The following is a 20,731-nucleotide window of genomic DNA, read 5'->3' on the forward strand; positions in this document are numbered from 1 at the left end:
AGCCTCTTTTTAGGTGACTAGCATTCTTTTGAACTAGTTTTTATGTTATTTACCCAAACAAAACTGGCTGAACAACTGGGTGATGAGTTCGTCTGGAGCAGCATCCCCTGTGATTTCTCCGAGGATTTCCCAAGTACGGGTCAAGTCAACTTGAAGCAAGTCAACTGGCATACCTAGTTCCAGCCCTTCATTAACAGCTTGTAGGCTTTCAACAGCCTTTTCAATCAAGGAAATGTGACGGGCGTTTGACAAGTAAGTAGCATCTTGTTCGACCAAGCCAGCATTTTTAAAGAAGAGGCTGTTAATCCGTTCTTCAATCTTATCAATGTTTTGATTTTTGAGGACCGAAATACGGATGACATCTTCAGGAAGTTCTTCAGTTTCAATAGCCTCAGGTAGGTCAGTTTTGTTGAGAAGAATGATTCGATTAGTATCTTGACTAATTTCAAGAAGTTGTCGGTCTTGGGCAGTTAGAAGTTCGCTGGCGCTTAAGACAAGTAGTACCAAGTCAGCTTCCTTGAGGGCTTTTTTGGAGCGCTCAACCCCGATCTGCTCGACGATATCATCCGTCTCACGAATACCTGCAGTATCAATCAATTTCAATGGAACACCGTTGATATTGACGTATTCTTCGATGACATCTCGTGTAGTACCCGCAATATCGGTTACGATAGCCTTGTCTTCACGTAGGAGGTTGTTGAGTAGGCTTGATTTTCCAACGTTGGGACGACCAATGATGGCCGTTGAGATCCCTTCGCGTAGGATTTTACCGCGACGAGCTGTTCTAAGGAGATTGGTTAGTAATTGCTCAAATTCCAATGTTTTCTCTCGGACAACAGCAGTGGTAGCTTCTTCAACATCGTCGTATTCAGGATAGTCGATATTCACCTCGACTTGTGCCAGTGTATTGAGAATTTCCTGACGAGTATTGTTAATGAGGTCAGATAAAGAACCGTCTAGTTGTTTGACTGCAATATTCATTGCCTTGTCTGTCTTGGCACGGATGATATCCATAACAGCCTCGGCTTGAGTCAAGTCTACACGACCGTTAAGGAAGGCACGCTTAGTAAACTCACCAGGCTCTGCCATACGAGCTCCTTCTCGGATAGCCAGGTGGAGAATTTCATTGGTTACGGCGATTCCACCGTGGGTGTTAATCTCGATAATGTCTTCACGAGTGAAGGTCTTTGGAGACTTCATAGCTCCAACCATGACCTCATCCATGACCTTACCAGTTTGAGGATCAACAATGTGACCGTAGTTAAGAGTGTGGCTAGCCACCTTGCTCAAGTCCTTGCCTTTAAAGATTTTCTGGGCGATAGCAAAGCTATCTGTTCCGCTTAAACGAACAATCCCAATAGCCCCTTCACCAAGCGGAGTCGAGATTGCTGCGATGGTATCAAATTCCCGTGTAATCATTTCAATTCCTTTATAGTTTATTTGTTTTATAGACTAATATCTCTTAAAATTGTAACAAAATATAGTGTTTTATTCAACGAATGGCACTTATAAAGAAAAGCCTAAGCATATTGCTTAAGCTTTACTTAGTGCGCATTTCGCCTTGTGGGAAATAGGTTCCTTCAGGCATATCGTTGATAATGACATGAACAGCAGATTGAGGTGCACCAGTGTTGCGAACAACAGCTTCCGTAACTTCCTTGGCTAGGGCTTTCTTTTGCTCTAACGTGCGTCCTTCAAATAAATCGATGCGTACAAATGGCATAATTGCGTCCTCCACTAGTTATTTGATTTCTTTTATTTTACCACAATTTGCCGTTTAAAGCTTTGAGAAAATATGGTATACTAGAATGTAGCAAAAATTTAGAAATGGACGTGAAATAGAAGCATGGCACAGTTGTATTATCGTTATGGGACCATGAACTCAGGCAAGACGATTGAGATTCTCAAGGTAGCCTATAACTATGAGGAGCAAGGAAAGGGAGTTGTGATTATGACTTCGGCTCTGGATACGCGTGACGGTGTTGGCTATGTTTCAAGTCGAATTGGGATGAAAAGACCAGCAGTTGCTATTGAGGAAACAACGGATATCTTTGGATTTATCCGAGATTTACCTGAAAAGCCTTACTGTGTACTTGTCGATGAAGCCCAGTTTTTAAAGCGTCACCATGTTTACGACCTAGCTCGTGTTGTGGACGAGTTAGATATACCTGTCATGGCATTTGGTTTAAAAAATGACTTTCGTAATGAACTATTCGAAGGTTCAAAATATCTTCTGCTCTTAGCAGATAAGATTGACGAAATCAAGACCATTTGCCAGTATTGCAAGAAAAAAGCGACCATGGTGTTGCGTACGCAGAATGGTCTGCCAGTTTATGATGGTGAGCAGATCCAGATAGGTGGCAATGAAACCTATATCTCGGTTTGCCGTAAACATTATTTTGCACCACTGATAACATCTAAAAAGGAATAAGACTATGACAATTGAACTAAGAGATGTTACAATGGAAAATTATTTTGATGTTCTGAATTTGGATGTTAAGGAATATCAAAAACAATTTATTGCTACTAACGCAATTAGTTTAGCTGAAGCATATGTCTACACAAAAAATGGAGATTTTGTAGCTCCATTGGTAGTTTACGATAATAATGTAATCATAGGTTTTGTGATGTTAGCATATGATAAAAAAATCGGAATTAGTAATGGAAATTATTTACTATTTCGTTTCATGATTGATAAGCATTTTCAAGATCAAGGATATTTTAAACCAATTATGGATAAAGTGCTAGACTATGTTCGGACAGCGCCAGCAGGTTTAGCCAATAAACTTTGGTTGTCTTATGAACCAGAAAATGAACATGCAAGATCTTGTTACCTCAGTTATGGATTTAAAGAAACTGGGGAAATATTTGAGAACGAAGTAGTAGCAATATACGATTTAACAATTGAGAAATAAGGAGAAAAAATGAATATCTATGATCAACTACAAGCTGTAGAAGACCGTTATGAAGAGTTGGGAGAATTGCTGAGTGACCCGGATGTCGTTTCAGACACCAAACGTTTTATGGAGCTTTCAAAAGAAGAGGCTTCAACTCGTGATACGGTAACAGCCTACCGGGAGTACAAACAAGTTCTTCAAAACATCGTTGATGCCGAAGAAATGATTAAGGAATCAGGCGGAGATGCGGACTTGGAAGAAATGGCCAAGCAAGAGCTCAAAGATGCCAAGGCTGAAAAAGAAGAGTACGAAGAAAAATTGAAAATCTTGCTCCTTCCTAAAGATCCAAACGATGACAAGAATATCATCCTTGAAATCCGTGGCGCCGCTGGTGGAGACGAAGCAGCACTTTTCGCTGGGGACCTTCTAACCATGTACCAAAAGTATGCAGAAGCCCAAGGCTGGCGCTTTGAAGTCATGGAAGCCTCTATGAATGGAGTCGGCGGTTTTAAAGAAGTTGTTGCCATGGTTTCAGGTCAGTCTGTATACTCTAAGCTTAAGTACGAATCAGGTGCCCACCGTGTGCAACGTGTTCCTGTGACAGAAAGCCAAGGCCGTGTACATACTTCGACAGCCACAGTTCTTGTCATGCCTGAAGTGGAAGAAGTAGAATACGATATCGATCCAAAAGACCTTCGTGTCGACATCTATCACGCATCAGGTGCTGGTGGACAGAACGTCAATAAGGTTGCAACTGCCGTTCGTATCGTTCACTTGCCAACCAATATCAAGGTTGAGATGCAGGAAGAACGTACCCAGCAGAAGAACCGTGAGAAGGCCATGAAAATCATCCGTGCGCGTGTTGCTGACCATTTTGCTCAGATTGCTCAAGATGAACAAGACGCTGAGCGTAAGTCTACTATCGGTACTGGTGACCGTTCAGAACGTATCCGTACTTATAACTTCCCACAAAACCGTGTGACAGACCACCGTATCGGCTTAACCCTTCAAAAACTAGATACGATTTTGTCTGGTAAACTCGATGAAGTTGTGGATGCCTTGGTTCTTTACGACCAAACTCAAAAATTGGAAGAATTAAACAAATAATGAAATTAGCTCAAATTTTTAAGGATTTTGAGGAAAAGTTGATAGCACAGGGAGAGGAAGCTGAAAGCCTCTCTTTTGTCTATCGTAGCCTGAAAAATCTATCTTTTACAGACTTTGTCTTTGCTCTTCAGCAAGAAATTTCAGAGGAAGAAAGACAGTTTGTAGAGGACATTTACAGGAAATTGGCAAATCATATACCCGCCCAGTATATTATCGGTCTTGCTGAATTCTTTGGGATGCAGTTAAAGGTTGATGAGAGGGTCTTGATTCCTCGACCGGAGACAGAAGAGTTGGTGGAACTCATTTTGGCTGAGAATCCAAAGGAAAATCTCAAAGTTCTGGATATTGGAACAGGGAGTGGTGCTATCGCTCTTGCTTTAGCTAAAAATAGACCTGATTGGACAATCACAGCTTCCGATATTTCTCAGGATGCTTTGGATTTGGCGATGGAAAACGCTAAAAATCAAGGTCTAACATTATCCTTTATTAAATCTGACTGTTTCTCCGAAATTTCTTCAAAATATGATATAATTGTATCCAATCCACCTTACATATCTCGAGTAGATGAGGCAGAAGTAGCTTTGAATGTTCTCCATTCAGAGCCACATGTAGCCCTCTTTGCAGATGAGGATGGTCTAGCGATCTATCGCAGAATTGCGGAAGAATCAAAGGACTTCCTAAATGATAGTGGTAAGATTTATCTTGAAATTGGCTACAAACAAGGACAAAGCGTTCCAGTTCTTTTCAAGGAGAATTTTCTCGAGAAGAGAGTTCGAACGCTCAAAGACCAATTTGGCCAAGATAGGATGGTTGTCATTGATGATTGAGAAAATTAAGAAAGAGCTTGAAAATGGTGGAGCTGTAGTTTTGCCGACAGAAACAGTTTATGGTCTCTTTGCAAAAGCTTTGGATAAAAAGGCTGTTGATCATGTTTACCAGCTCAAACGTCGTCCTAGAGACAAGGCGCTCAATCTCAATGTTGCTAGTCTAGACGATATCTTGAACTTTTCTAAGAATCAGCCACCTTATCTCAATAAACTGGTTGAAAGTTTTTTGCCGGGCCCTTTGACTATTATCTTAGAAGCTAATGACAAGGTTCCCTACTGGGTCAATTCAGATTTGACGACTGTTGGATTTCGCATGCCGAGTCATCCAATAACTCTGGAGTTGATTCGTGAATTTGGTCCCTTAATCGGACCTTCCGCCAATATCTCAGGGCAATCAAGTGGGGTTACTTTTCGAAAGATTCTTCAAGATTTTGACCAAGAGGTCTTGGGACTAGAAGACGATGCTTTTTTAACAGGTCAGGATTCGACTATTTTAGACCTATCTGGTGACAAGGTGAAGATTCTACGCCAAGGAGCGATTACTCGAGAAGATATCCTTGTCAAGATACCAACAATTCCTTTTGAGGAGGTATGATATGCTACGTGATTTGAAAACAAGAGATGTTGCAGCTATTTGTGAGATTAACAAAGAAACTTTAGGCTATTCGTTTAGTTTAGAGGAAACGGCTAGTCAACTAGCTAAGTTATCTCAAGACTCACATCACTACCTACTGGGGTTTGAGGAACCAACCAGCCATGACTTACTTGGTTATGTTCATGCCGAGGTTTATGAATCCCTTTATTCAAAACCAGGTTTTAATATCCTAGCTTTAGCTGTTTTGCCTCAAACACAGGGTCAGGGTATCGGAAAAACTTTGCTCCAAGGATTGGAACAAGAAGCAAAAAAACGAGGCTATAACTTTATTCGCTTAAATTCTGCAGACCATCGTTTAGGTGCGCATGCTTTCTATGAAAAAGTTGGTTATACCTGCGATAAGACGCAGAAACGGTTTATTCGCATCTTTTAGTATATTTTCTTAAACTAAAGGACCTGTCACACTATAAAGGAGAAGACCTATGATTTTTGACAAAGATGATTTTAAAGCTTATGACGCAGATCTTTGGAATGCCATTGCCAAAGAAGAAGAACGCCAACAAAACAATATTGAGCTAATCGCCTCTGAAAATGTTGTTTCTAAGGCTGTTATGGCAGCTCAAGGGTCTATCTTAACCAATAAATACGCCGAAGGTTACCCAGGACGTCGTTATTACGGTGGTACTGATGTAGTAGATATCGTTGAAAGTCTAGCTATTGAACGTGCAAAAGAAATCTTTGGTGCCAAGTTTGCCAATGTCCAACCTCACTCAGGAAGTCAAGCCAACTGTGCAGCTTACATGGCTTTGATTGAGCCAGGTGATACGGTCATGGGAATGGATTTGGCAGCAGGTGGGCACTTGACTCACGGAGCTCCTGTCAGCTTCTCAGGTCAAACCTACAACTTCGTTTCATATAGTGTTGATCCTGAAACCGAACTTTTAGACTTTGACGCCATCTTGAAACAAGCTCAAGAAGTGAAACCCAAACTAATCGTAGCAGGGGCTTCAGCTTATTCTCAAATTATTGATTTTTCAAAATTCCGTGAAATTGCTGATGCTGTTGGTGCTAAACTTATGGTCGATATGGCGCACATTGCTGGTTTGGTTGCTGCAGGTCTTCATCCAAGTCCAGTCCCTTATGCACATATTACAACAACAACGACCCACAAAACCCTTCGTGGACCACGTGGTGGTTTGATTTTGACTAATGACGAAGACCTCGCTAAGAAGATTAATTCTGCTATTTTCCCAGGTATCCAAGGTGGGCCATTAGAGCATGTTGTTGCTGCTAAGGCTGTTGCCTTCAAAGAGGTATTGGACCCAGCCTTCAAGGAATATGCAGCAAATGTTATTAAGAACAGCAAGGCTATGGCAGAAGTCTTCTTGCAAGACCCTGATTTCCGTATTATCTCTGGTGGTACTGAAAATCACCTCTTCCTAGTGGATGTAACCAAGGTTGTAGAAAATGGGAAAGTTGCTCAAAACTTGCTAGATGAGGTCAATATTACCCTAAATAAAAACTCAATTCCATACGAAACTTTGTCACCATTTAAGACAAGTGGTATTCGTATCGGTGCAGCAGCAACAACTGCACGTGGTTTTGGTGAAGAAGAAAGTCGTAAAGTGGCTGAGCTTATCATTAAAACTCTTAAGAATGCAGAAAATGAAGCTGTCTTAGAAGAAGTAAAAAGCGATGTCAAAGCCTTGACAGATGCCTTCCCATTATACGAGGACTAAAATTTTTATGGACATTTATATTAAGAAAGCTATTATCCATCAGTTCAGCCCTGATGACACAGAGTTGTTTCTAGCGGATAAATTTCTCAATATCACTCCAAAAATCGAGGAATACTTACGTAAGAAAATTGAACGTGTGTATTCAGATGAAGCCAAGACTGGGATTTTCGAAGAAGAAAATCCCTTCTTCAATCACATCACAGACGATTTGTTGGAGACATCGGTGACACTGGCAAATCTCTGGAAAGAGGAGTTCAGCATTTCTGAAAATCTCAAGACCAATGACTTGATTTTTGTGCAGTTTTCCAAAGAAGGAGTAGAGCATTTTGCTTTTCTACGTATTGCCCTGCGTGAGACCTTGACCCACCTCGGTGGAGAGGTTGATAATCCAATCAAGCTAACTCAGAATAACCTGCCTGGATTTGGTACAGGGGCTGACGAGGCCTTAGTGGTCAATCTTCAAAGCCGAAAATATCACCTGATTGAGAAACGAATCAAGTATAACGGAACTTTTTTGAACTATTTTTCTGAGAATCTGATTCAGGCTCAGCCAAAGATTTCAGCTAAGAAGTCAATCAAGGAACTGGAAAAAACAGCTCAGAGAATTGCTGAAACATTTAATACAGACGATTTTCAATTTCAATCTAAGGTCAAGTCTGCTATTTTCAATAATCTTGAAGAAAGTAATGAATTGTCTCCTGAAAAATTGGCAAATGACCTTTTTGACAACAATCTCACTGCACGTCTTAGCTTTATTGACCAAGTCAAGGAAGCAGTGCCAGAGCCAGTTCAGTTTGATGAAATCGATGCCAGTCGTCAATTAAAGAAATTTGAAAACCAAAAACTTTCTCTGTCAAATGGGATTGAGTTAATCGTACCCAATAATATTTATCAAGATGCTGAGTCGGTCGAATTTATCCAAAATGACAATGGTACCTACTCTATCTTAATCAAAAACATCGAGGATATACAAAGCAAATAATGTTTAAATTTATAAGAAGGGTCTTGGTGCTTGTTCTTATCTTATTTACTGGTTATAAACTTTTTCATATGTATCGGGATGTGAAGCAGGTCATGACCTATCAATCCTTGGTACGAGAGGTTTTAAGTGAGCAAGATACACCCGCAAATGAAGAACTAGTCCTGGCCATGATTTATACCGAAACCAAAGGTAAAGAAAGTGATGTGATGCAGTCAAGTGAGTCTGCCAGCGGAACTACAAATACAATCTCTGACAATAGGAGTAGTATTCGTCAGGGAATTCAAACCTTGACAGAGAATCTTTATTTAGCTCAAGAAAAGGGTGTAGATGTTTGGACTGCTGTACAGGCCTATAACTTTGGGCCTGCTTATATCGATTTTATCGCCCAAAATGGGAAAGAAAATACCCTTGCACTAGCCAAGCAATACTCAAGAGATACCGTTGCTCCGATTTTAGGAAATACAACTGGAAAAACCTATCGATATGTCAATCCAATTTCCATCTTTCAAGGTGGAGAACTCTATGTGGATGGTGGAAACTATTATTACTCTAGACAGGTTCAACTAAATCTCTATATTATTAAATTTTTTAATCTATTTTAAGCACTTAGAAAATTCTAGGTGTTTTTATAAGCTTTCTTTAAGGCTAATAGACTATCCTAGACAGGAAAAGGAGGAACGTCTCATGCGAAAGAAATTCTTTCTGACTATTGCTGCTGTTCTTTTAGCAGTTGCAACTTTGCAAAGTGCTCAAGCAGCCACTGATGTTCAAAAAGTAATTGATGAAACTTATGTTCAACCTGAGTACGTCTTGGGTTCTTCGCTCACTGAAGATCAAAAAAATCAAACATTAAAAAAACTCGGCTATAACGCCTCTACAGATACCAAAGAACTGAAGACTATGACGCCAGATATCTACTCAAAGATTATGAACGTCGCCAATGACTCTAGTCTCCAGCTCTATTCGTCTGCCAAAATTCAAAAATTAGGTGAAAAATCTCCACTTGAAGTGAAGATTGAAACCCCTGAAAATATCACTAAAGTGACCCAAGACATGTACCGTAATGCGGCCGTTACCTTGGGTGTGGAACATGCTCGTATAACCGTAGCTGCACCAATCCCTGTAACAGGTGAAAGTGCCCTAGCAGGTATTTACTATTCGCTAGAAGCTAATGGTGTTCAACTTCCTCAGGAAAATAAAGACTTAGCTCAAGAAGAGCTCAAGGCCTTATCAGATATTAACGATGAAAACAAGGACAAATCAGGCTATGATGCCAATAAACTCAATGTAGCCCTTGCCGATATCAAATCTGCTATCGCTAAGGCTAAAGAGTCCAAGGGTGAGCTTACTGAAGATGATGTTCGTAAGATTGTAGAAGACACATTGAAAAATTATAAACTGGATCAGGTTATAACAGGGAACCAGATCAATATCATCATCAACTTTGCCTTCAATCTTTCTAAGAGCGATATTTTGAATAACGAAGACTTTACAAAGACTTTAAAGGATCTGAAACAAAGTATCGTGGCGCAAGCTGGTGACAGTTTTAGCAATATCGACCTTAACTTTGATGCTAATAAAGCTATTCAAGACGGTGGCAATATCCTCAGTGCTATTTGGCAAGCAATTGTAAACTTTTTCAAGAGTTTTGGTGCTTAGGCTAATTCATGGTATAATAGATGGTAACAGAACAGTTGCCGTCTTTTTTTCGGCTCATAGAAAGTGAAAATTATGTTAAAGAAAAATGATATTGTAGAAGTTGAGATTGTCGATTTGACCCATGAAGGAGCAGGTGTTGCCAAGGTCGATGGCTTGGTCTTTTTTGTAGAAAATGTATTACCGACTGAGAAAATCCTTATGCGTGTCCTTAAAGTCAACAAGAAGATTGGCTTTGGTAAAGTCGAGGAATACCTTACGCAATCACCACATCGCAACCAAGATTTAGATTTGGCTTACCTGCGTTCAGGGATCGCCGACTTGGGACATCTAGCTTATCCAGAACAACTCAAGTTCAAAACCAAGCAAGTAAAAGATAGCCTCTATAAAATTGCAGGAATCAGGGATGTAGAGGTTGCTGATACTCTTGGTATGGAAAATCCTATCAAGTATCGCAACAAGGCTCAGGTTCCTGTTCGTCGCGTTAATGGTGTTCTGGAGACTGGTTTCTTCCGTAAGAATTCTCATGACCTTATGCCACTGGAGGATTTTTACATTCAGGATCCAGTTATTGACCAGGTTATTGTGGCTTTACGAGATTTGCTTCGCCACTATGATTTGAAGCCTTATGATGAAAAAGAACAATCTGGTTTGATTCGCAATCTTGTAGTCCGTCGTGGTCATCATTCAGGACAAATAATGGTCATTTTGGTAACAACTCGTCCTAAAGTTTTCAGAGTAGAACAGGTGATTGAACAACTGATCAAGCAATTTCCAGAAATTGTGTCTGTTATGCAGAATATCAATGACCAGAATACCAATGCGATTTTCGGGAAAGAATGGCGTACGCTTTATGGTCGAGATTACATTACTGACCAAATGTTGGGCAATGATTTCCAAATCTCTGGACCAGCCTTTTACCAGGTCAATACAGAAATGGCAGAGAAGCTCTATCAGACAGCCATTGACTTTGCAGAGATAAGCGTAGATGATGTGGTTATTGACGCCTATTCAGGAATTGGAACTATTGGATTATCCGTCGCTAAGCATGTCAAGGAAGTTTATGGTGTAGAGGTTATACCAGAAGCAGTAGAGAATAGCAAGAAGAATGCTGCCTTAAACAGTATCACCAATGCCCACTATGTCTGTGATACTGCTGAAAATGCCATGAAGAATTGGCTCAAGGAAGGTATCCAACCAACCGTTATCTTGGTTGACCCACCACGGAAGGGCTTGACCGAAAGCTTCATCAAAGCAAGTGCACAAACAGGAGCTGATCGCATCGCCTATATCTCTTGTAATGTAGCAACCATGGCTCGAGATATCAAACTCTATCAAGAGCTAGGCTATGAATTGAAGAAAGTCCAGCCAGTTGATCTTTTCCCGCAAACGCACCACGTCGAGTGTGTGAGCTTGTTGGTAAAACGCAGTTAATCCTCAAAAGGTTCACCCAAACCTTTTGAGTCCCGCAGACGCATCATGTTGAGTGTGTAGCTTTGCTAGTAAAAGCGTAAAAGTCTTGGAACGAAAGGGATAATGAATGTTTTTATTATTAAAGAAAAGAAGTTTAATTGGAATAAAAAGTTATTGGGCCATTTAGATTTGAAAAATATGATATAATTATTAGACCCTTGACTTTTTAAGAGATGTAATTGGATCAAAATGAATTGCTTATTTCCATAGTGCTAATTACTCAACCAATTAGATCTGTGGAAATAAGAAAAAAGGACAATTTAGTTTTAATAAATAATTCAATATCATCTGATAATAAGTTTTATAGTTGGAATAGTTATGAAGGTCTTAACTAGTTATTCTTAGCATTATGTAATAACTAAAAAACTTGATAATAAAATTAACTTAAGGTAATATACTTACGACTGAAAGGAGGAAAATGGAAAATATAATTTCAGATGCGACACGGCGAAATTGGGATAAACTATCAGTAAATACAGATGGTAAATTAAAGAGTCGTGCTAATAAGCAAAAATCATTAAAAAAGATAATCCCAGTTGAATATTTGGCAGATACTAATAAAATCAAGCTTATTGAAAGAATTAGTGAATTGTATAAAGAAAATAGCATACCTGAAGTTATCTATAATATTGCAGTTAGTCTGTTACAGTTAGAGGGAATCTTCAATCGACAGTCCGTTCAGGAACTATTACTGGATTTTAAAAGAGAACATAATATTGGTTTAATTCAAATTGATGTAACAATACCCAAATTTAATCATTTAGACGATTTTCTTGGAGCACTGTACCAAAGTTTTTTAACTGAGGGAGACAAGAATAAAAATGGTTCATACTATACACCAAAGCAAATTGTAAATGATATGACGTCTAAATTTGATCTAACAGAGGGAGTAAATTTTCTCGATCCGTGCTGTGGTAGTGGTGCTTTCTTGATGGGAGTTCCAGTTAAAAATCCTTCAAATCTTTTTGGAATTGAAAAGGATCCTATTGCTGCATTCATAGCAAAAATAAATCTATTATTACTTTATAAAAATATTGAGTTTAGACCAAATATCTTTTGTTATGACTTTTTATTAGATAAACTTTTTGAGGACTCAAACTTAGTATTCGATTACATTGCTACAAATCCACCTTGGGGCAATAAATCTAAAATAAATTCGAGGCTGATTGACTCGAAAGAGTCATTCGTTCAATTTTTCGTAAAATCTTATAATTTATTAAAAGAAGATGGTGAAATCAATTTTTTATTTCCGGAATCAATTTTGAATGTCAAATCACATAAGGTTGTACGTGAGTTTATAATTTTAAACCATGATTTACAAGAAATTCATAAATATAGTTCTTCTTTTACAGGAGTTGTAACTGATTTTATTAGTATGAGATTTATTAAAGGAGTAAAGAGCGATAAAATAAAAGTTGTCGATAAAAATGATGAGTATTATGTAGATTATTCTGCCTTCGAACACACCGATAATAAAGTTTTCTCTTTGTTAACCCCTGATGAAGAACAGATAGTAAAAAAGGTTTTAGAACAATCAGTTTATTCATTATCTAATAGCCAATGGGCATTAGGAATTGTCACAGGAAATAACAAAGAGAAATTAAAAACATTAGATGCACCCGGATTGGAAAAAATTTATACTGGAAAAGAAATAGGAAAATTCTTACTAAAAGAAGCTAAAAATTATATTCATTATGATAGAGATTCTTTTCAACAGGTTGCAAAAGACGAAATTTATAGAGCAAAAGAAAAATTAGTCTATAAATTTGTTTCTAACAAGCTTATGTTTGCGTATGATGATTCCTCTAGTTTATTCTTAAATAGTGCAAATATTTTAATTCCAAATATTCCCGGTATGAATATAAAGACTGTTTTAGCTTTTCTTAACTCGAGTTTATATCAATTTTTATATGAAAAATTGTTTGGAGAATTAAAGGTTCTTAAAGGAAATTTATCAGAACTGCCGTTTCCAGAAATTGATTCACAAACTGATAATGAATTAACTCAAATAGTAGAACAAATCCTGATGGACGGAAAAATCAGACAAAAAGAAATTGATGATATAGTCTATAGGGTATTTGGTTTAGATAAAAAATTATTCATCGACTAACCAAAGGAATTTTTTTATTGATATAGTAAAATGAAATCTGAACAAATTTACTAGAGAAGTTAAGTCAATTTCAAGCAAATTTTTAGAATTCACAATGTATTGCTTTGTATTCAATCTATTATATATAAGGTTAATGAGATTGTTCTTTGATTTCAATTTGGTATTTAGAGTACGGTAGTTGAAGAGCGTTGACAATCATATATTTTTCTTTATTAAATGTTTTAAAGACTGTCTTAAATAGATGATGAAACTGCTATAGAGATAACGTAGTTTTTCTTTAGCTTCTTTGAATAGCTTTAGAGCCTATAAAAATCTCTTTATTGGTCAATTGTATACGAAAAGTTGCGCAATAAAAACATTTATTTCTCAAGTTGCTGCAGAGATTTAAAAGGTAAGACTGCTCTCATGATGTTTGACTAACATGCCAATCTCAAGAATAAGTTTGGTAACCCTAATTTTGGGGCGGAGGTTGAGTACAGTTGGACTAAATGAAGCCACAATAAAGAAATACATTCAGGAACAAGAGAGAAAATGACAAGTTAAGTGTAAAAGAATATGAAGTTCCCTCCAGGGATAGTAGAAGTAATACGTATGCCTTTTTGAGAGGCTTGTGACGAGTCAAGGGTAATAAGGATTATGAATAACGTGAAAGCCAGCGTCTTTAGGCGCTGGCTAGTAATTTGGGCATATAGTCCTAGTGCAAACCACCCGTTAGACAGGTGGTTATGATTTTAGGTTGAATCTCTTTTTCTATTATGATTTAGCAGGCTATGTCTACTTAGAGTTTTCACATACCAAATAATTTTAGTAACTGTTGACTAGATATATGTTATTATTTTCCTCCTTTAGCTTTGACAGTCTCTAAAATATCACATTCGTTAACTGCAAATTTAGATAATTCTTCCTCTGTCATAAATACTTGACCTTCAAATACTTCCACTCCGGATTTTCCTGTATTTTCATTTCTATGTTGAGAACCTAGCTTTCCTGTTTCTTGAAGTTCTTTGCTAGTCAATACCCAGTAAAGTAGCTGATCTTTACAGACACCAATCCAAATAAATACATCACAACATGATGGCTTTAACTGCTGATAATGATATTTAAAAGATTTATTGATTGCATCTTCATGAGAGTATGCTCTGCTTGATAAACTTTTTTTGGTTGATGTACTATTAGCCCTACATGCTTTTACTTCAACTCTGATTCCATCTATCCATAAGTCAAATTCTCCATCAAAAGAAGGATATAGATTGGAAAGATTTTTTTTGGTTGCTTTTATAAATTCTGGAAACAATTTTTTTATGTGTTGCTCTCCTCAAGTTTGTCCAAATGTTCTTGGAGCCATATCAAATAAATAGAGGTACTTGTTCATATCTCTATGTCTGACACAAAATTCTTCTGCAATTTTATTATATTCAGATAGACTAAGTTTTTGTTTACTTAAAAGAAAAGCCAAGAATCTTCCATCTGTGCTGAAGGGGTCTAACGATTCTTCTTTTTCAATAAGTTCAATATCTGCTTTATCAATCTTTGAATCGTGTAATAATTGTTTGATTATATTTTTTAATTCATTCATGATTCTTCTCCCTCATCTATGAATAATAAATATGTTTTAATATTGAGTGCATCGGCAATCTTTTGTACATTTTCTAAAGAAATACTTTCTTTTGAATCGTTCAATATCGCTAATATATGTTCTATGAAGTTTACAGATTTCTGCAAGTTTTTCTTGTGAAAATCCGATTCTATTTCTATATTTTCGCACATTGTTTCCAAAAACCTTAATGATATCCATTGATACCTCCATTTTATTATTTATATATAGTTAATCACTTCTCATACAATAAATCTACAGACAATAAGTTACAATTTTAGATGAAATAGAGTTTTGTATAGAAAATTAGTACAGAACATAGTGGATATAGAACGAGTATCAATAAACTAAAATAGTTTGTAAAAAATATTATTCTATGAATTGAAAATCATTCAATCTCATCTTTGATTTTTTATGACTCAAACTATTATTCTTTCATGGATTCTGCTCTATATGCTGTTTAATCCAAGTGAGCTTCTTAAATTTGGATTTTTCGTTTTTAAAAGTAAATGTTACACTGTATTTCTAAAAATTTTACAGTTTGTACTCGTATTTAGTGCATTTAAGGGAAATATGGGATATCTATCTTTTCTTGTCCGAATACAGTATTCTTAAAATCCTGTATTCATCTCTTTTATGTTTTATCGGAAAGGATTTCTTGTTTTCAAACTGTTGGTATTTCGTTTAGATATACTTTAGCTTCTTTTAAATATTTTTTATTTCATCTAAATATAAATGGATTAAAGAGTTAAATTCAACTAGAAATAAAAAAAGATACTTGAATAACTTGTTCAGAATGTCTTTTAAAGAATTGTCCCATAAGTACTATCATTTAGTATACTGATCATCTTAATATCTTTTGATATATCTCTTAACCAAAAATTGTTATCTAGAATAGTAATAAAATGATAAAATATAAAAGTCAAAAACACTTAAATAAGACATGGATTTTAGAAAGTTTTAAAATTTGTATATAAATACTCAAACAAGGATACTTAATTGGGTCAGATTAAGGTATTGGTATATGTTGAGGCAGTATCACTGCTTGTACGAGGTACAGAGTAGCAAAGTAGAAGTAGATGCTCCGCCCATGCGATAGGAGTCGTAGAATGAGGAGGGAAACCGACGAAATGATAAGGCCGGTCCGAACCGTCGGGTTTGTAGGATTGCCAGTTAAAGCGATTTGATATAGTTTTTAAAATAATCAATAAAAAAATGTAGTATTTTAGCAAATATAATATGGAGGTTTAAGATGCCAACTACAATAGAAGTTAATAAGCAGAGTGTTGAGGCACTACTTGGTAGTGGAAGAACAAAACCATTTGTTATTCCAGAATATCAGCGTCCTTATGCTTGGACAGATGAGCAGGTTGAAACACTGTTTGAAGATTTATGGGAATTTACCGTCAGTAATGGTGGTACTGAACGCGAAGGTTCGTATTTTCTTGGAAGTATCGTTTCGTATGAAAATGATAATGGTGAACAGGAAATTATTGATGGTCAGCAACGTATTACCTCTCTGTTTTTATTGTTAAGAGCGATTTACACAAAGCTATTTAATTCTCCATTATCAGAACGAACTCCAGAAGCGAACAATTTTATTGGTAAGATTGAACCTTCAATCTGGCGAACTAATAAACTGACTGGAACAGTTGATTATAAGACTACTCTTCTAACATCACGTGTTGTTAATAATGAAGGTAATGAAATTCTTCGTAAAATTCTCGAAACTGGAAGAGCAAATAAAGATTCTAAAGATAATTATTCTAGAAATTATATTCATTTTCAGGAGTTACTTGATAAACATTCAAGTGATAATCCCTTGATGATTTATCAGTTCATTTATTCCCTATTAAATCAAGCTATTCTTTTACCAATAACTGCTGATACCCAAGATACAGCATTGACTATTTTCTCTACTTTAAATGACAGAGGTTTACCGCTATCTGATGCTGATATATTTAAAGCTAAGATTTATAACCATCTTGAGGGAAAAGATAAGGAAATATTTATTGAACGCTGGAAAGAGCTTGATGAACAAGCTACAGCAGCTAATGAAAGTATCCAACAATTATTCTATTACTATATGTTCTATCTTAGAGCTTTGGAAAAAGATACTAAAAGTACTACACCTGGTGTCAGAAAATACTATTCGAGTAACAAATTTGAGCGCCTTTATCAATCTGAATTATTAGATAATTTATTCGTAATGATCGAATTATGGAAAGTAATTAATAAAGGTGAAGTGCTGGAAGATGAGAGTTGGTCATCAAATATACAGATAAAACAAACATTAGATACACTTACTTCATATCCTAATGAGTTCTGGAAATATCCGGTGATTATATATTATATTTGTTATCGTAAGGATAAAAACTTTGAGGATAAATTTGCAAGATTCTTAAACAAATTACTCGCTGAACTAATGACAAAATACATTCTTATTCCAACTATCAATGCTGTTAAAGGTGATATTTTGAAATTAAATTCAGCAATTGTTGTATCAGATATTCCTAAATTTGATTTCAAAGAACTAGACCAAGCTCAACTTGAAGCAGGAATCCAAAATCCTCACCGTAATGTGGTGAGAATGTTGCTTAAAACACTTGCTTATAAACATCAGGATTCATTATTACCAAGTAAATGGGAAATCGAGCATATTTTCCCTCAAAAGTGGCAAACTAACTACTTTATCGATGAATCAGATAATAAAATCCGAGAGAAAATCGAGCATATAGGCAATAAATTACCATTTGAAAAGAAGTTAAATATTATAGCAGGAAATTGTTACTTTGCTAAAAAGAAAAAAGAATATGCAGCTTCTAAAATCGAAATCACAAAAGTTATGGGACTTTCTGAAATTCAAGAGTGGAATTTAGAGTCAATTTCGAAAAGAGATATCAGGATTTCAGATTCTATTATTGCAATTCTTAAAAAATGGAACAAAGAGTATTCGGTTATTACAAAAGAAATTGTTTCCAATAAACCTTCAGATGAGGATTTAGCTCGTATTGCTGAATTTAAGGAAAAAGGCTGGATTTAACAGTAAATCAATACTGCGTTTTTCAAACTACTTTAGATTTTTATAGAGAAAGCGTGTGAGATGAGAAAATAGTGGAGAGAGATTTAATGCTAGAGTGGAAATTTATTATTCCAGAAGATGAATATGAAGCTAGTGCAGCTTTTAGTGAGAATAGTCATTACGAGATTTCTACGATGACTTTGAAGGGTAAGAAACATCTGATTCGATTGAAATTTCCCTTCTGTCATTTTTACCAAATCGTAGATAGAAACTTATTTGATACTCTTCATCAGATTCCTAGTTCGCCAGAGTTTGAATCCCCTATTTGTAAGCTAGAGACCAGTAGCCTGATTACAGAAGTGATTCATAGGGCGGGTGGAGTTTTGGCTGAAGAAGACTTGGTTCATTTTCGTATTTGTGCAAAGAATTTAGTTTTTGACTTAGTTCTCTATAAAAATCAAGAGAGTGATATAAGGATAGAAGAGGTCGTTCAAGGATGAAGTGGGTTCATATTGGAGAGGAAATAGAGTATGATTGGTATGAATTACGGTGTCAACTTTCTCAAGAAAATTACCTACAAATTTTTCTTGAGGGCTTAAAGAATCAAAAGCTAAAATACTGTATCGATTTTGGTAAGATTCTTTTCTGCAGATCTATCGATCAGGGATGGGACCTGAATTTACTAGAAGAAGATTTACTCAGCGGACCAGAATTTCCCTGTTTATCAGATGGGATTTTACTTGAAATGATAGATAGTCACCTTAAAAACAGAGTTCAAAAGTTTTATCCTGACCCCATCTATCACTACCAAGTACAGGGAATTAATTTTGGGATAGACGTCCTTACAGAAGCTTTTCCGATTATAAAAAAACTAGACTGAAGCCTAGGTAAAAGTAAACCTTTTCAACAATAAAAATAGACTCCATAATATCTATAGGGAATTTATCCACTAGAAATATTATAGAGCCTGAATCCTTACAGCTTTATCTACAAATTTTGATAAGTTCTTTATAAAATATCCACCCTGAGGGAATCGAACCCCCATCTCAAGAACCGGAATCTTACGTGATATCCATTACACTAAGGGTGGAAACTTTAATTATTATATCAAAAAAGAGAGCTGAACTCAAGTTTTTTCTAAACTCAGCAAAAGGTGAATAAAAAAAGGATTCAGTATTGAAACGAATCCTCTATATGATTATTTTTTCTCAAGAAGAGCTTTGATTTCTTGAAGAACTTCCAACTCAGTTGGACCAGCAGGTACTTCTTCAACAACCTCTTCTTTTTTACGAAGGTTTTGAGCTTTTTCCATAGCTTTAATCACAAAGAATAGAACAGTACCAACTACAAGGAAGTTGATAACAGCACTCAAGAATTTACCATATGTAACACCATTCCATGCAAGCTCAGCGATGTTTTGTACTTTCGCAGCTTCCAAGGCTGGGTTCAATAGGAGTGGAGTGATGATATCATTAACAAATGAAGTTACGATAGCACCAAAAGCAGAAGCGATGATCACACCGACAGCAAGGTCTACAACATTACCGCGGAGCAAAAATTCTTTAAGATCTTTTAACATTTTCTTTTTCCTTTCGTAATTTTACATTCTAAATTATAACTTAATCATCTGTTGAATGCAAGAAATATGCTTAGTGTTTTTTAAAAACAAAAACTTTACTGAAGATGTAATTGAGGACTATGATGGTGACCTGTGCAAAAATAGTCTCAATTGTGTTGATAGTATTGGGATCATCACCTACAAATTGACCGATAATATGAGGGTAACATGTCACAAAAATAAAGGTCAGGAGCAGGTCTAATAGGAAAGTTATGAATCTTGCGGTCGTAAATTTTATCAGACGCTTGAACCAATGTTTTCGTTTCTGTTTAAAAACAATGGTATCATTGGTGAAAAAAGCAAACAGAATTCCAGCTATATTTCCCAGAGCAGTCGCCCATAATTCTTGTTGGAAAAAGTAAAAAATAGTGATACGAACAATGATAGAAACAAGAGTGGTTGCAACACCGAAAAATAAATAGGACAGAATTTCATTGTCGAAGAATTTTTTTATGGAAGTTTTCATAAAAATAGTATAGCATAAAGGATATAAATGTGCTATACTTGAAAGGTTGACTTGTTCAACCCTTGGTGCTTAGCTTCTTTCACCAAGCATATTATACGCGGGTTAATCGCTAAAGGAGAATAATAGATGAAAAAACTTACTGTCCGTGATTTGGCAGATATTGCCATTGTCGCAGCAATTTATGTGGTTTTGACAATCACACCACCCCTTAATGCTATCAGTTACGGTGCTTATCAGTTCCGTATTTCTGAAATGATGAATTTTCTTGCTTTTTACAATCCTAAGTACATTATCGGTGTTACTCTTGGCTGTATGATTGCTAATTTCTTCAGTTTTGGAATCATCGATGTTGCGGTTGGTGGAGGATCAACTCTTGTCTTCCTAAGTTTAGGCGTATGGTTGTTTAGCAAATATAAAAAAGACTATCTTTTTAATGGATTGATTCGTAAAGATCATTTCTTCTTTTCAATTCTTTTTTCGATTTCAATGATCACCATTGCTGCTGAATTGAACATCGTAGCAGAAGCACCTTTCTTCTTAACTTGGTTTACAACTGCTATCGGAGAATTCGCTTCACTCATTGTTGGTGCTATTCTTATCGGAAAAATCGGTAAACGTCTTGATTTGACTAGATAAAGATATCAC

At 36.3% G+C, this 20,731-nt stretch carries 23 protein-coding genes, 1 tRNA gene, 2 pseudogenes and 1 riboswitch; of the genes and pseudogenes, 17 read left to right on the plus strand and 9 right to left on the minus strand.

Going from position 1 to position 20,731, the window contains the following annotated elements; translation table 11 throughout:
• Positions 1 to 45: 45 nt before the first annotated feature.
• Together mnmE and QM374_RS03080 are read right to left on the minus strand one after the other, a co-directional pair.
• A complete protein-coding gene (gene mnmE, locus QM374_RS03075; RefSeq protein ID WP_414310824.1) occupies positions 46 to 1,419 on the minus strand; it encodes a tRNA uridine-5-carboxymethylaminomethyl(34) synthesis GTPase MnmE in 1,374 nt (457 codons plus the stop codon).
• Positions 1,420 to 1,540: 121 nt separating this feature from the next.
• Positions 1,541 to 1,723 carry a 4-oxalocrotonate tautomerase gene (locus QM374_RS03080; RefSeq protein ID WP_001117401.1) on the minus strand — a complete coding sequence of 61 codons (183 nt, stop codon included), beginning with the start codon at positions 1,721 to 1,723 and terminating at the stop codon, positions 1,541 to 1,543.
• Positions 1,724 to 1,846: 123 nt separating this feature from the next.
• Here QM374_RS03080 and QM374_RS03085 point away from each other — a divergent pair, with 123 nt between their 5' ends.
• From QM374_RS03085 to QM374_RS03140, 12 genes are all read left to right on the plus strand, one after another.
• Complete coding sequence (locus QM374_RS03085; RefSeq protein WP_414310825.1) at positions 1,847 to 2,431, plus strand: thymidine kinase; 585 nt, start codon at positions 1,847 to 1,849, stop codon at positions 2,429 to 2,431.
• Between the two features lie 4 nt (positions 2,432 to 2,435).
• Positions 2,436 to 2,915: a GNAT family N-acetyltransferase gene (locus QM374_RS03090; RefSeq protein ID WP_414310826.1), complete on the plus strand. Its 480-nt coding sequence runs from the start codon at positions 2,436 to 2,438 to the stop codon at positions 2,913 to 2,915.
• 9 nt (positions 2,916 to 2,924) lie between these two features.
• Complete coding sequence (gene prfA / locus QM374_RS03095; protein WP_001028815.1) at positions 2,925 to 4,004, plus strand: peptide chain release factor 1; 1,080 nt, start codon at positions 2,925 to 2,927, stop codon at positions 4,002 to 4,004.
• Positions 4,004 to 4,831, plus strand: coding sequence for a peptide chain release factor N(5)-glutamine methyltransferase (gene prmC, locus QM374_RS03100; protein ID WP_414310827.1), 828 nt, complete (start codon positions 4,004 to 4,006; stop codon positions 4,829 to 4,831). Before prfA ends, prmC begins: the two co-directional genes overlap by 1 nt.
• Positions 4,824 to 5,426, plus strand: a complete 603-nt coding sequence (locus QM374_RS03105; RefSeq protein ID WP_414310828.1) for an L-threonylcarbamoyladenylate synthase — start codon at positions 4,824 to 4,826, stop codon at positions 5,424 to 5,426. The genes prmC and QM374_RS03105 overlap by 8 nt, the downstream gene beginning before the upstream one ends.
• A 1-nt stretch (position 5,427) precedes the next feature.
• Positions 5,428 to 5,859: an N-acetyltransferase family protein gene (locus QM374_RS03110; protein ID WP_414310829.1), complete on the plus strand. Its 432-nt coding sequence runs from the start codon at positions 5,428 to 5,430 to the stop codon at positions 5,857 to 5,859.
• Between the two features lie 49 nt (positions 5,860 to 5,908).
• Positions 5,909 to 7,165 carry a serine hydroxymethyltransferase gene (gene glyA, locus QM374_RS03115; RefSeq protein WP_414310830.1) on the plus strand — a complete coding sequence of 419 codons (1,257 nt, stop codon included), beginning with the start codon at positions 5,909 to 5,911 and terminating at the stop codon, positions 7,163 to 7,165.
• Between the two features lie 7 nt (positions 7,166 to 7,172).
• On the plus strand, positions 7,173 to 8,147 hold the full coding sequence (locus QM374_RS03120) for a nucleoid-associated protein (RefSeq protein WP_414310831.1): 975 nt from the start codon (positions 7,173 to 7,175) through the stop codon (positions 8,145 to 8,147).
• Positions 8,147 to 8,749 carry a lysozyme family protein gene (locus QM374_RS03125; RefSeq protein ID WP_414276585.1) on the plus strand — a complete coding sequence of 201 codons (603 nt, stop codon included), beginning with the start codon at positions 8,147 to 8,149 and terminating at the stop codon, positions 8,747 to 8,749. The genes QM374_RS03120 and QM374_RS03125 overlap by 1 nt, the downstream gene beginning before the upstream one ends.
• Before the next feature lie 82 nt (positions 8,750 to 8,831).
• Positions 8,832 to 9,806, plus strand: coding sequence for a DUF1002 domain-containing protein (locus QM374_RS03130; RefSeq protein WP_414310832.1), 975 nt, complete (start codon positions 8,832 to 8,834; stop codon positions 9,804 to 9,806).
• Positions 9,807 to 9,878: 72 nt separating this feature from the next.
• Positions 9,879 to 11,237, plus strand: a complete 1,359-nt coding sequence (rlmD, locus tag QM374_RS03135) for a 23S rRNA (uracil(1939)-C(5))-methyltransferase RlmD (RefSeq protein WP_414310833.1) — start codon at positions 9,879 to 9,881, stop codon at positions 11,235 to 11,237.
• Between the two features lie 457 nt (positions 11,238 to 11,694).
• Positions 11,695 to 13,386, plus strand: coding sequence for a TaqI-like C-terminal specificity domain-containing protein (locus QM374_RS03140; RefSeq protein WP_414310834.1), 1,692 nt, complete (start codon positions 11,695 to 11,697; stop codon positions 13,384 to 13,386).
• 123 nt (positions 13,387 to 13,509) lie between these two features.
• Here QM374_RS03140 and QM374_RS03145 read toward each other — a convergent pair.
• Positions 13,510 to 13,756: pseudogene (locus tag QM374_RS03145) on the minus strand (ISL3 family transposase); the annotation flags it as partial.
• On the opposite strand from QM374_RS03145, the pseudogene QM374_RS03150 reads away from it, so the two are divergent.
• Positions 13,744 to 14,000, plus strand: a pseudogene (locus tag QM374_RS03150) (IS200/IS605 family transposase); the annotation flags it as partial. The pseudogenes QM374_RS03145 and QM374_RS03150 overlap by 13 nt on opposite strands.
• Before the next feature lie 218 nt (positions 14,001 to 14,218).
• Here QM374_RS03150 and QM374_RS03155 read toward each other — a convergent pair.
• From QM374_RS03155 to QM374_RS03165, 3 genes are read right to left on the minus strand one after another with little or no spacing between them, the layout of a single operon-like run.
• Positions 14,219 to 14,680: a hypothetical protein gene (locus QM374_RS03155; protein ID WP_414310835.1), complete on the minus strand. Its 462-nt coding sequence runs from the start codon at positions 14,678 to 14,680 to the stop codon at positions 14,219 to 14,221.
• Between the two features lie 21 nt (positions 14,681 to 14,701).
• Positions 14,702 to 14,962 (minus strand): hypothetical protein, encoded by a 261-nt coding sequence (locus tag QM374_RS03160; protein ID WP_414310836.1) that lies wholly within the window; start codon positions 14,960 to 14,962, stop codon positions 14,702 to 14,704.
• A gap of 36 nt (positions 14,963 to 14,998) precedes the next feature.
• A complete protein-coding gene (locus QM374_RS03165; protein WP_414310837.1) occupies positions 14,999 to 15,181 on the minus strand; it encodes a helix-turn-helix domain-containing protein in 183 nt (60 codons plus the stop codon).
• Between the two features lie 1,051 nt (positions 15,182 to 16,232).
• Between QM374_RS03165 and QM374_RS03170 the strand changes: the two genes are divergently transcribed.
• From QM374_RS03170 to QM374_RS03180, 3 genes are all read left to right on the plus strand, one after another.
• Positions 16,233 to 18,023, plus strand: a complete 1,791-nt coding sequence (locus QM374_RS03170; protein WP_414310838.1) for a DUF262 domain-containing protein — start codon at positions 16,233 to 16,235, stop codon at positions 18,021 to 18,023.
• Positions 18,024 to 18,109: 86 nt separating this feature from the next.
• On the plus strand, positions 18,110 to 18,502 hold the full coding sequence (locus tag QM374_RS03175; protein ID WP_414310839.1) for a hypothetical protein: 393 nt from the start codon (positions 18,110 to 18,112) through the stop codon (positions 18,500 to 18,502).
• Entirely contained in the window at positions 18,499 to 18,882 is a 384-nt protein-coding gene (locus tag QM374_RS03180; protein ID WP_414310840.1) for a hypothetical protein, read from the plus strand. Before QM374_RS03175 ends, QM374_RS03180 begins: the two co-directional genes overlap by 4 nt.
• A 138-nt stretch (positions 18,883 to 19,020) precedes the next feature.
• Here the strand turns inward: QM374_RS03180 and QM374_RS03185 are convergent.
• The 3 genes from QM374_RS03185 to QM374_RS03195 all read right to left on the minus strand — a co-directional run bounded on the left by QM374_RS03185 (position 19,021) and on the right by QM374_RS03195 (position 20,086).
• Positions 19,021 to 19,092 (minus strand) — tRNA-Arg (locus tag QM374_RS03185).
• Positions 19,093 to 19,200: 108 nt separating this feature from the next.
• On the minus strand, positions 19,201 to 19,581 hold the full coding sequence (gene mscL, locus QM374_RS03190) for a large conductance mechanosensitive channel protein MscL (RefSeq protein WP_414310841.1): 381 nt from the start codon (positions 19,579 to 19,581) through the stop codon (positions 19,201 to 19,203).
• Between the two features lie 70 nt (positions 19,582 to 19,651).
• Positions 19,652 to 20,086, minus strand: a complete 435-nt coding sequence (locus QM374_RS03195; RefSeq protein ID WP_414310842.1) for a GtrA family protein — start codon at positions 20,084 to 20,086, stop codon at positions 19,652 to 19,654.
• Positions 20,087 to 20,114: 28 nt separating this feature from the next.
• Positions 20,115 to 20,212, plus strand: a riboswitch (PreQ1 riboswitch).
• On the opposite strand from QM374_RS03195, the gene QM374_RS03200 reads away from it, so the two are divergent.
• Positions 20,213 to 20,722, plus strand: a complete 510-nt coding sequence (locus tag QM374_RS03200) for a QueT transporter family protein (RefSeq protein WP_045763277.1) — start codon at positions 20,213 to 20,215, stop codon at positions 20,720 to 20,722. It begins immediately after the preceding riboswitch.
• The last annotated feature ends 9 nt before the right edge of the window (positions 20,723 to 20,731 follow it).

The organism is Streptococcus infantis (genome assembly GCF_047465525.1).
Taxonomy (GTDB): Bacteria; Bacillota; Bacilli; order Lactobacillales; family Streptococcaceae; genus Streptococcus; species Streptococcus infantis_R.

What these genes read in the sequence shown, in the direction of transcription:
- mnmE (WP_414310824.1), bottom strand. Translation starts at nt 1,419, where the DNA reads ATGATTACACGGGAATTTGATACCATCGCAGCAATCTCGACTCCGCTT.
- QM374_RS03080 (WP_001117401.1), bottom strand. Translation starts at nt 1,723, where the DNA reads ATGCCATTTGTACGCATCGATTTATTTGAAGGACGCACGTTAGAGCAA.
- QM374_RS03085 (WP_414310825.1), top strand. Translation starts at nt 1,847, where the DNA reads ATGGCACAGTTGTATTATCGTTATGGGACCATGAACTCAGGCAAGACG.
- QM374_RS03090 (WP_414310826.1), top strand. Translation starts at nt 2,436, where the DNA reads ATGACAATTGAACTAAGAGATGTTACAATGGAAAATTATTTTGATGTT.
- prfA (WP_001028815.1), top strand. Translation starts at nt 2,925, where the DNA reads ATGAATATCTATGATCAACTACAAGCTGTAGAAGACCGTTATGAAGAG.
- prmC (WP_414310827.1), top strand. Translation starts at nt 4,004, where the DNA reads ATGAAATTAGCTCAAATTTTTAAGGATTTTGAGGAAAAGTTGATAGCA.
- QM374_RS03105 (WP_414310828.1), top strand. Translation starts at nt 4,824, where the DNA reads ATGATTGAGAAAATTAAGAAAGAGCTTGAAAATGGTGGAGCTGTAGTT.
- QM374_RS03110 (WP_414310829.1), top strand. Translation starts at nt 5,428, where the DNA reads ATGCTACGTGATTTGAAAACAAGAGATGTTGCAGCTATTTGTGAGATT.
- glyA (WP_414310830.1), top strand. Translation starts at nt 5,909, where the DNA reads ATGATTTTTGACAAAGATGATTTTAAAGCTTATGACGCAGATCTTTGG.
- QM374_RS03120 (WP_414310831.1), top strand. Translation starts at nt 7,173, where the DNA reads ATGGACATTTATATTAAGAAAGCTATTATCCATCAGTTCAGCCCTGAT.
- QM374_RS03125 (WP_414276585.1), top strand. Translation starts at nt 8,147, where the DNA reads ATGTTTAAATTTATAAGAAGGGTCTTGGTGCTTGTTCTTATCTTATTT.
- QM374_RS03130 (WP_414310832.1), top strand. Translation starts at nt 8,832, where the DNA reads ATGCGAAAGAAATTCTTTCTGACTATTGCTGCTGTTCTTTTAGCAGTT.
- rlmD (WP_414310833.1), top strand. Translation starts at nt 9,879, where the DNA reads ATGTTAAAGAAAAATGATATTGTAGAAGTTGAGATTGTCGATTTGACC.
- QM374_RS03140 (WP_414310834.1), top strand. Translation starts at nt 11,695, where the DNA reads ATGGAAAATATAATTTCAGATGCGACACGGCGAAATTGGGATAAACTA.
- QM374_RS03160 (WP_414310836.1), bottom strand. Translation starts at nt 14,962, where the DNA reads ATGAATGAATTAAAAAATATAATCAAACAATTATTACACGATTCAAAG.
- QM374_RS03165 (WP_414310837.1), bottom strand. Translation starts at nt 15,181, where the DNA reads ATGGATATCATTAAGGTTTTTGGAAACAATGTGCGAAAATATAGAAAT.
- QM374_RS03170 (WP_414310838.1), top strand. Translation starts at nt 16,233, where the DNA reads ATGCCAACTACAATAGAAGTTAATAAGCAGAGTGTTGAGGCACTACTT.
- QM374_RS03175 (WP_414310839.1), top strand. Translation starts at nt 18,110, where the DNA reads ATGCTAGAGTGGAAATTTATTATTCCAGAAGATGAATATGAAGCTAGT.
- QM374_RS03180 (WP_414310840.1), top strand. Translation starts at nt 18,499, where the DNA reads ATGAAGTGGGTTCATATTGGAGAGGAAATAGAGTATGATTGGTATGAA.
- mscL (WP_414310841.1), bottom strand. Translation starts at nt 19,581, where the DNA reads ATGTTAAAAGATCTTAAAGAATTTTTGCTCCGCGGTAATGTTGTAGAC.
- QM374_RS03195 (WP_414310842.1), bottom strand. Translation starts at nt 20,086, where the DNA reads ATGAAAACTTCCATAAAAAAATTCTTCGACAATGAAATTCTGTCCTAT.
- QM374_RS03200 (WP_045763277.1), top strand. Translation starts at nt 20,213, where the DNA reads ATGAAAAAACTTACTGTCCGTGATTTGGCAGATATTGCCATTGTCGCA.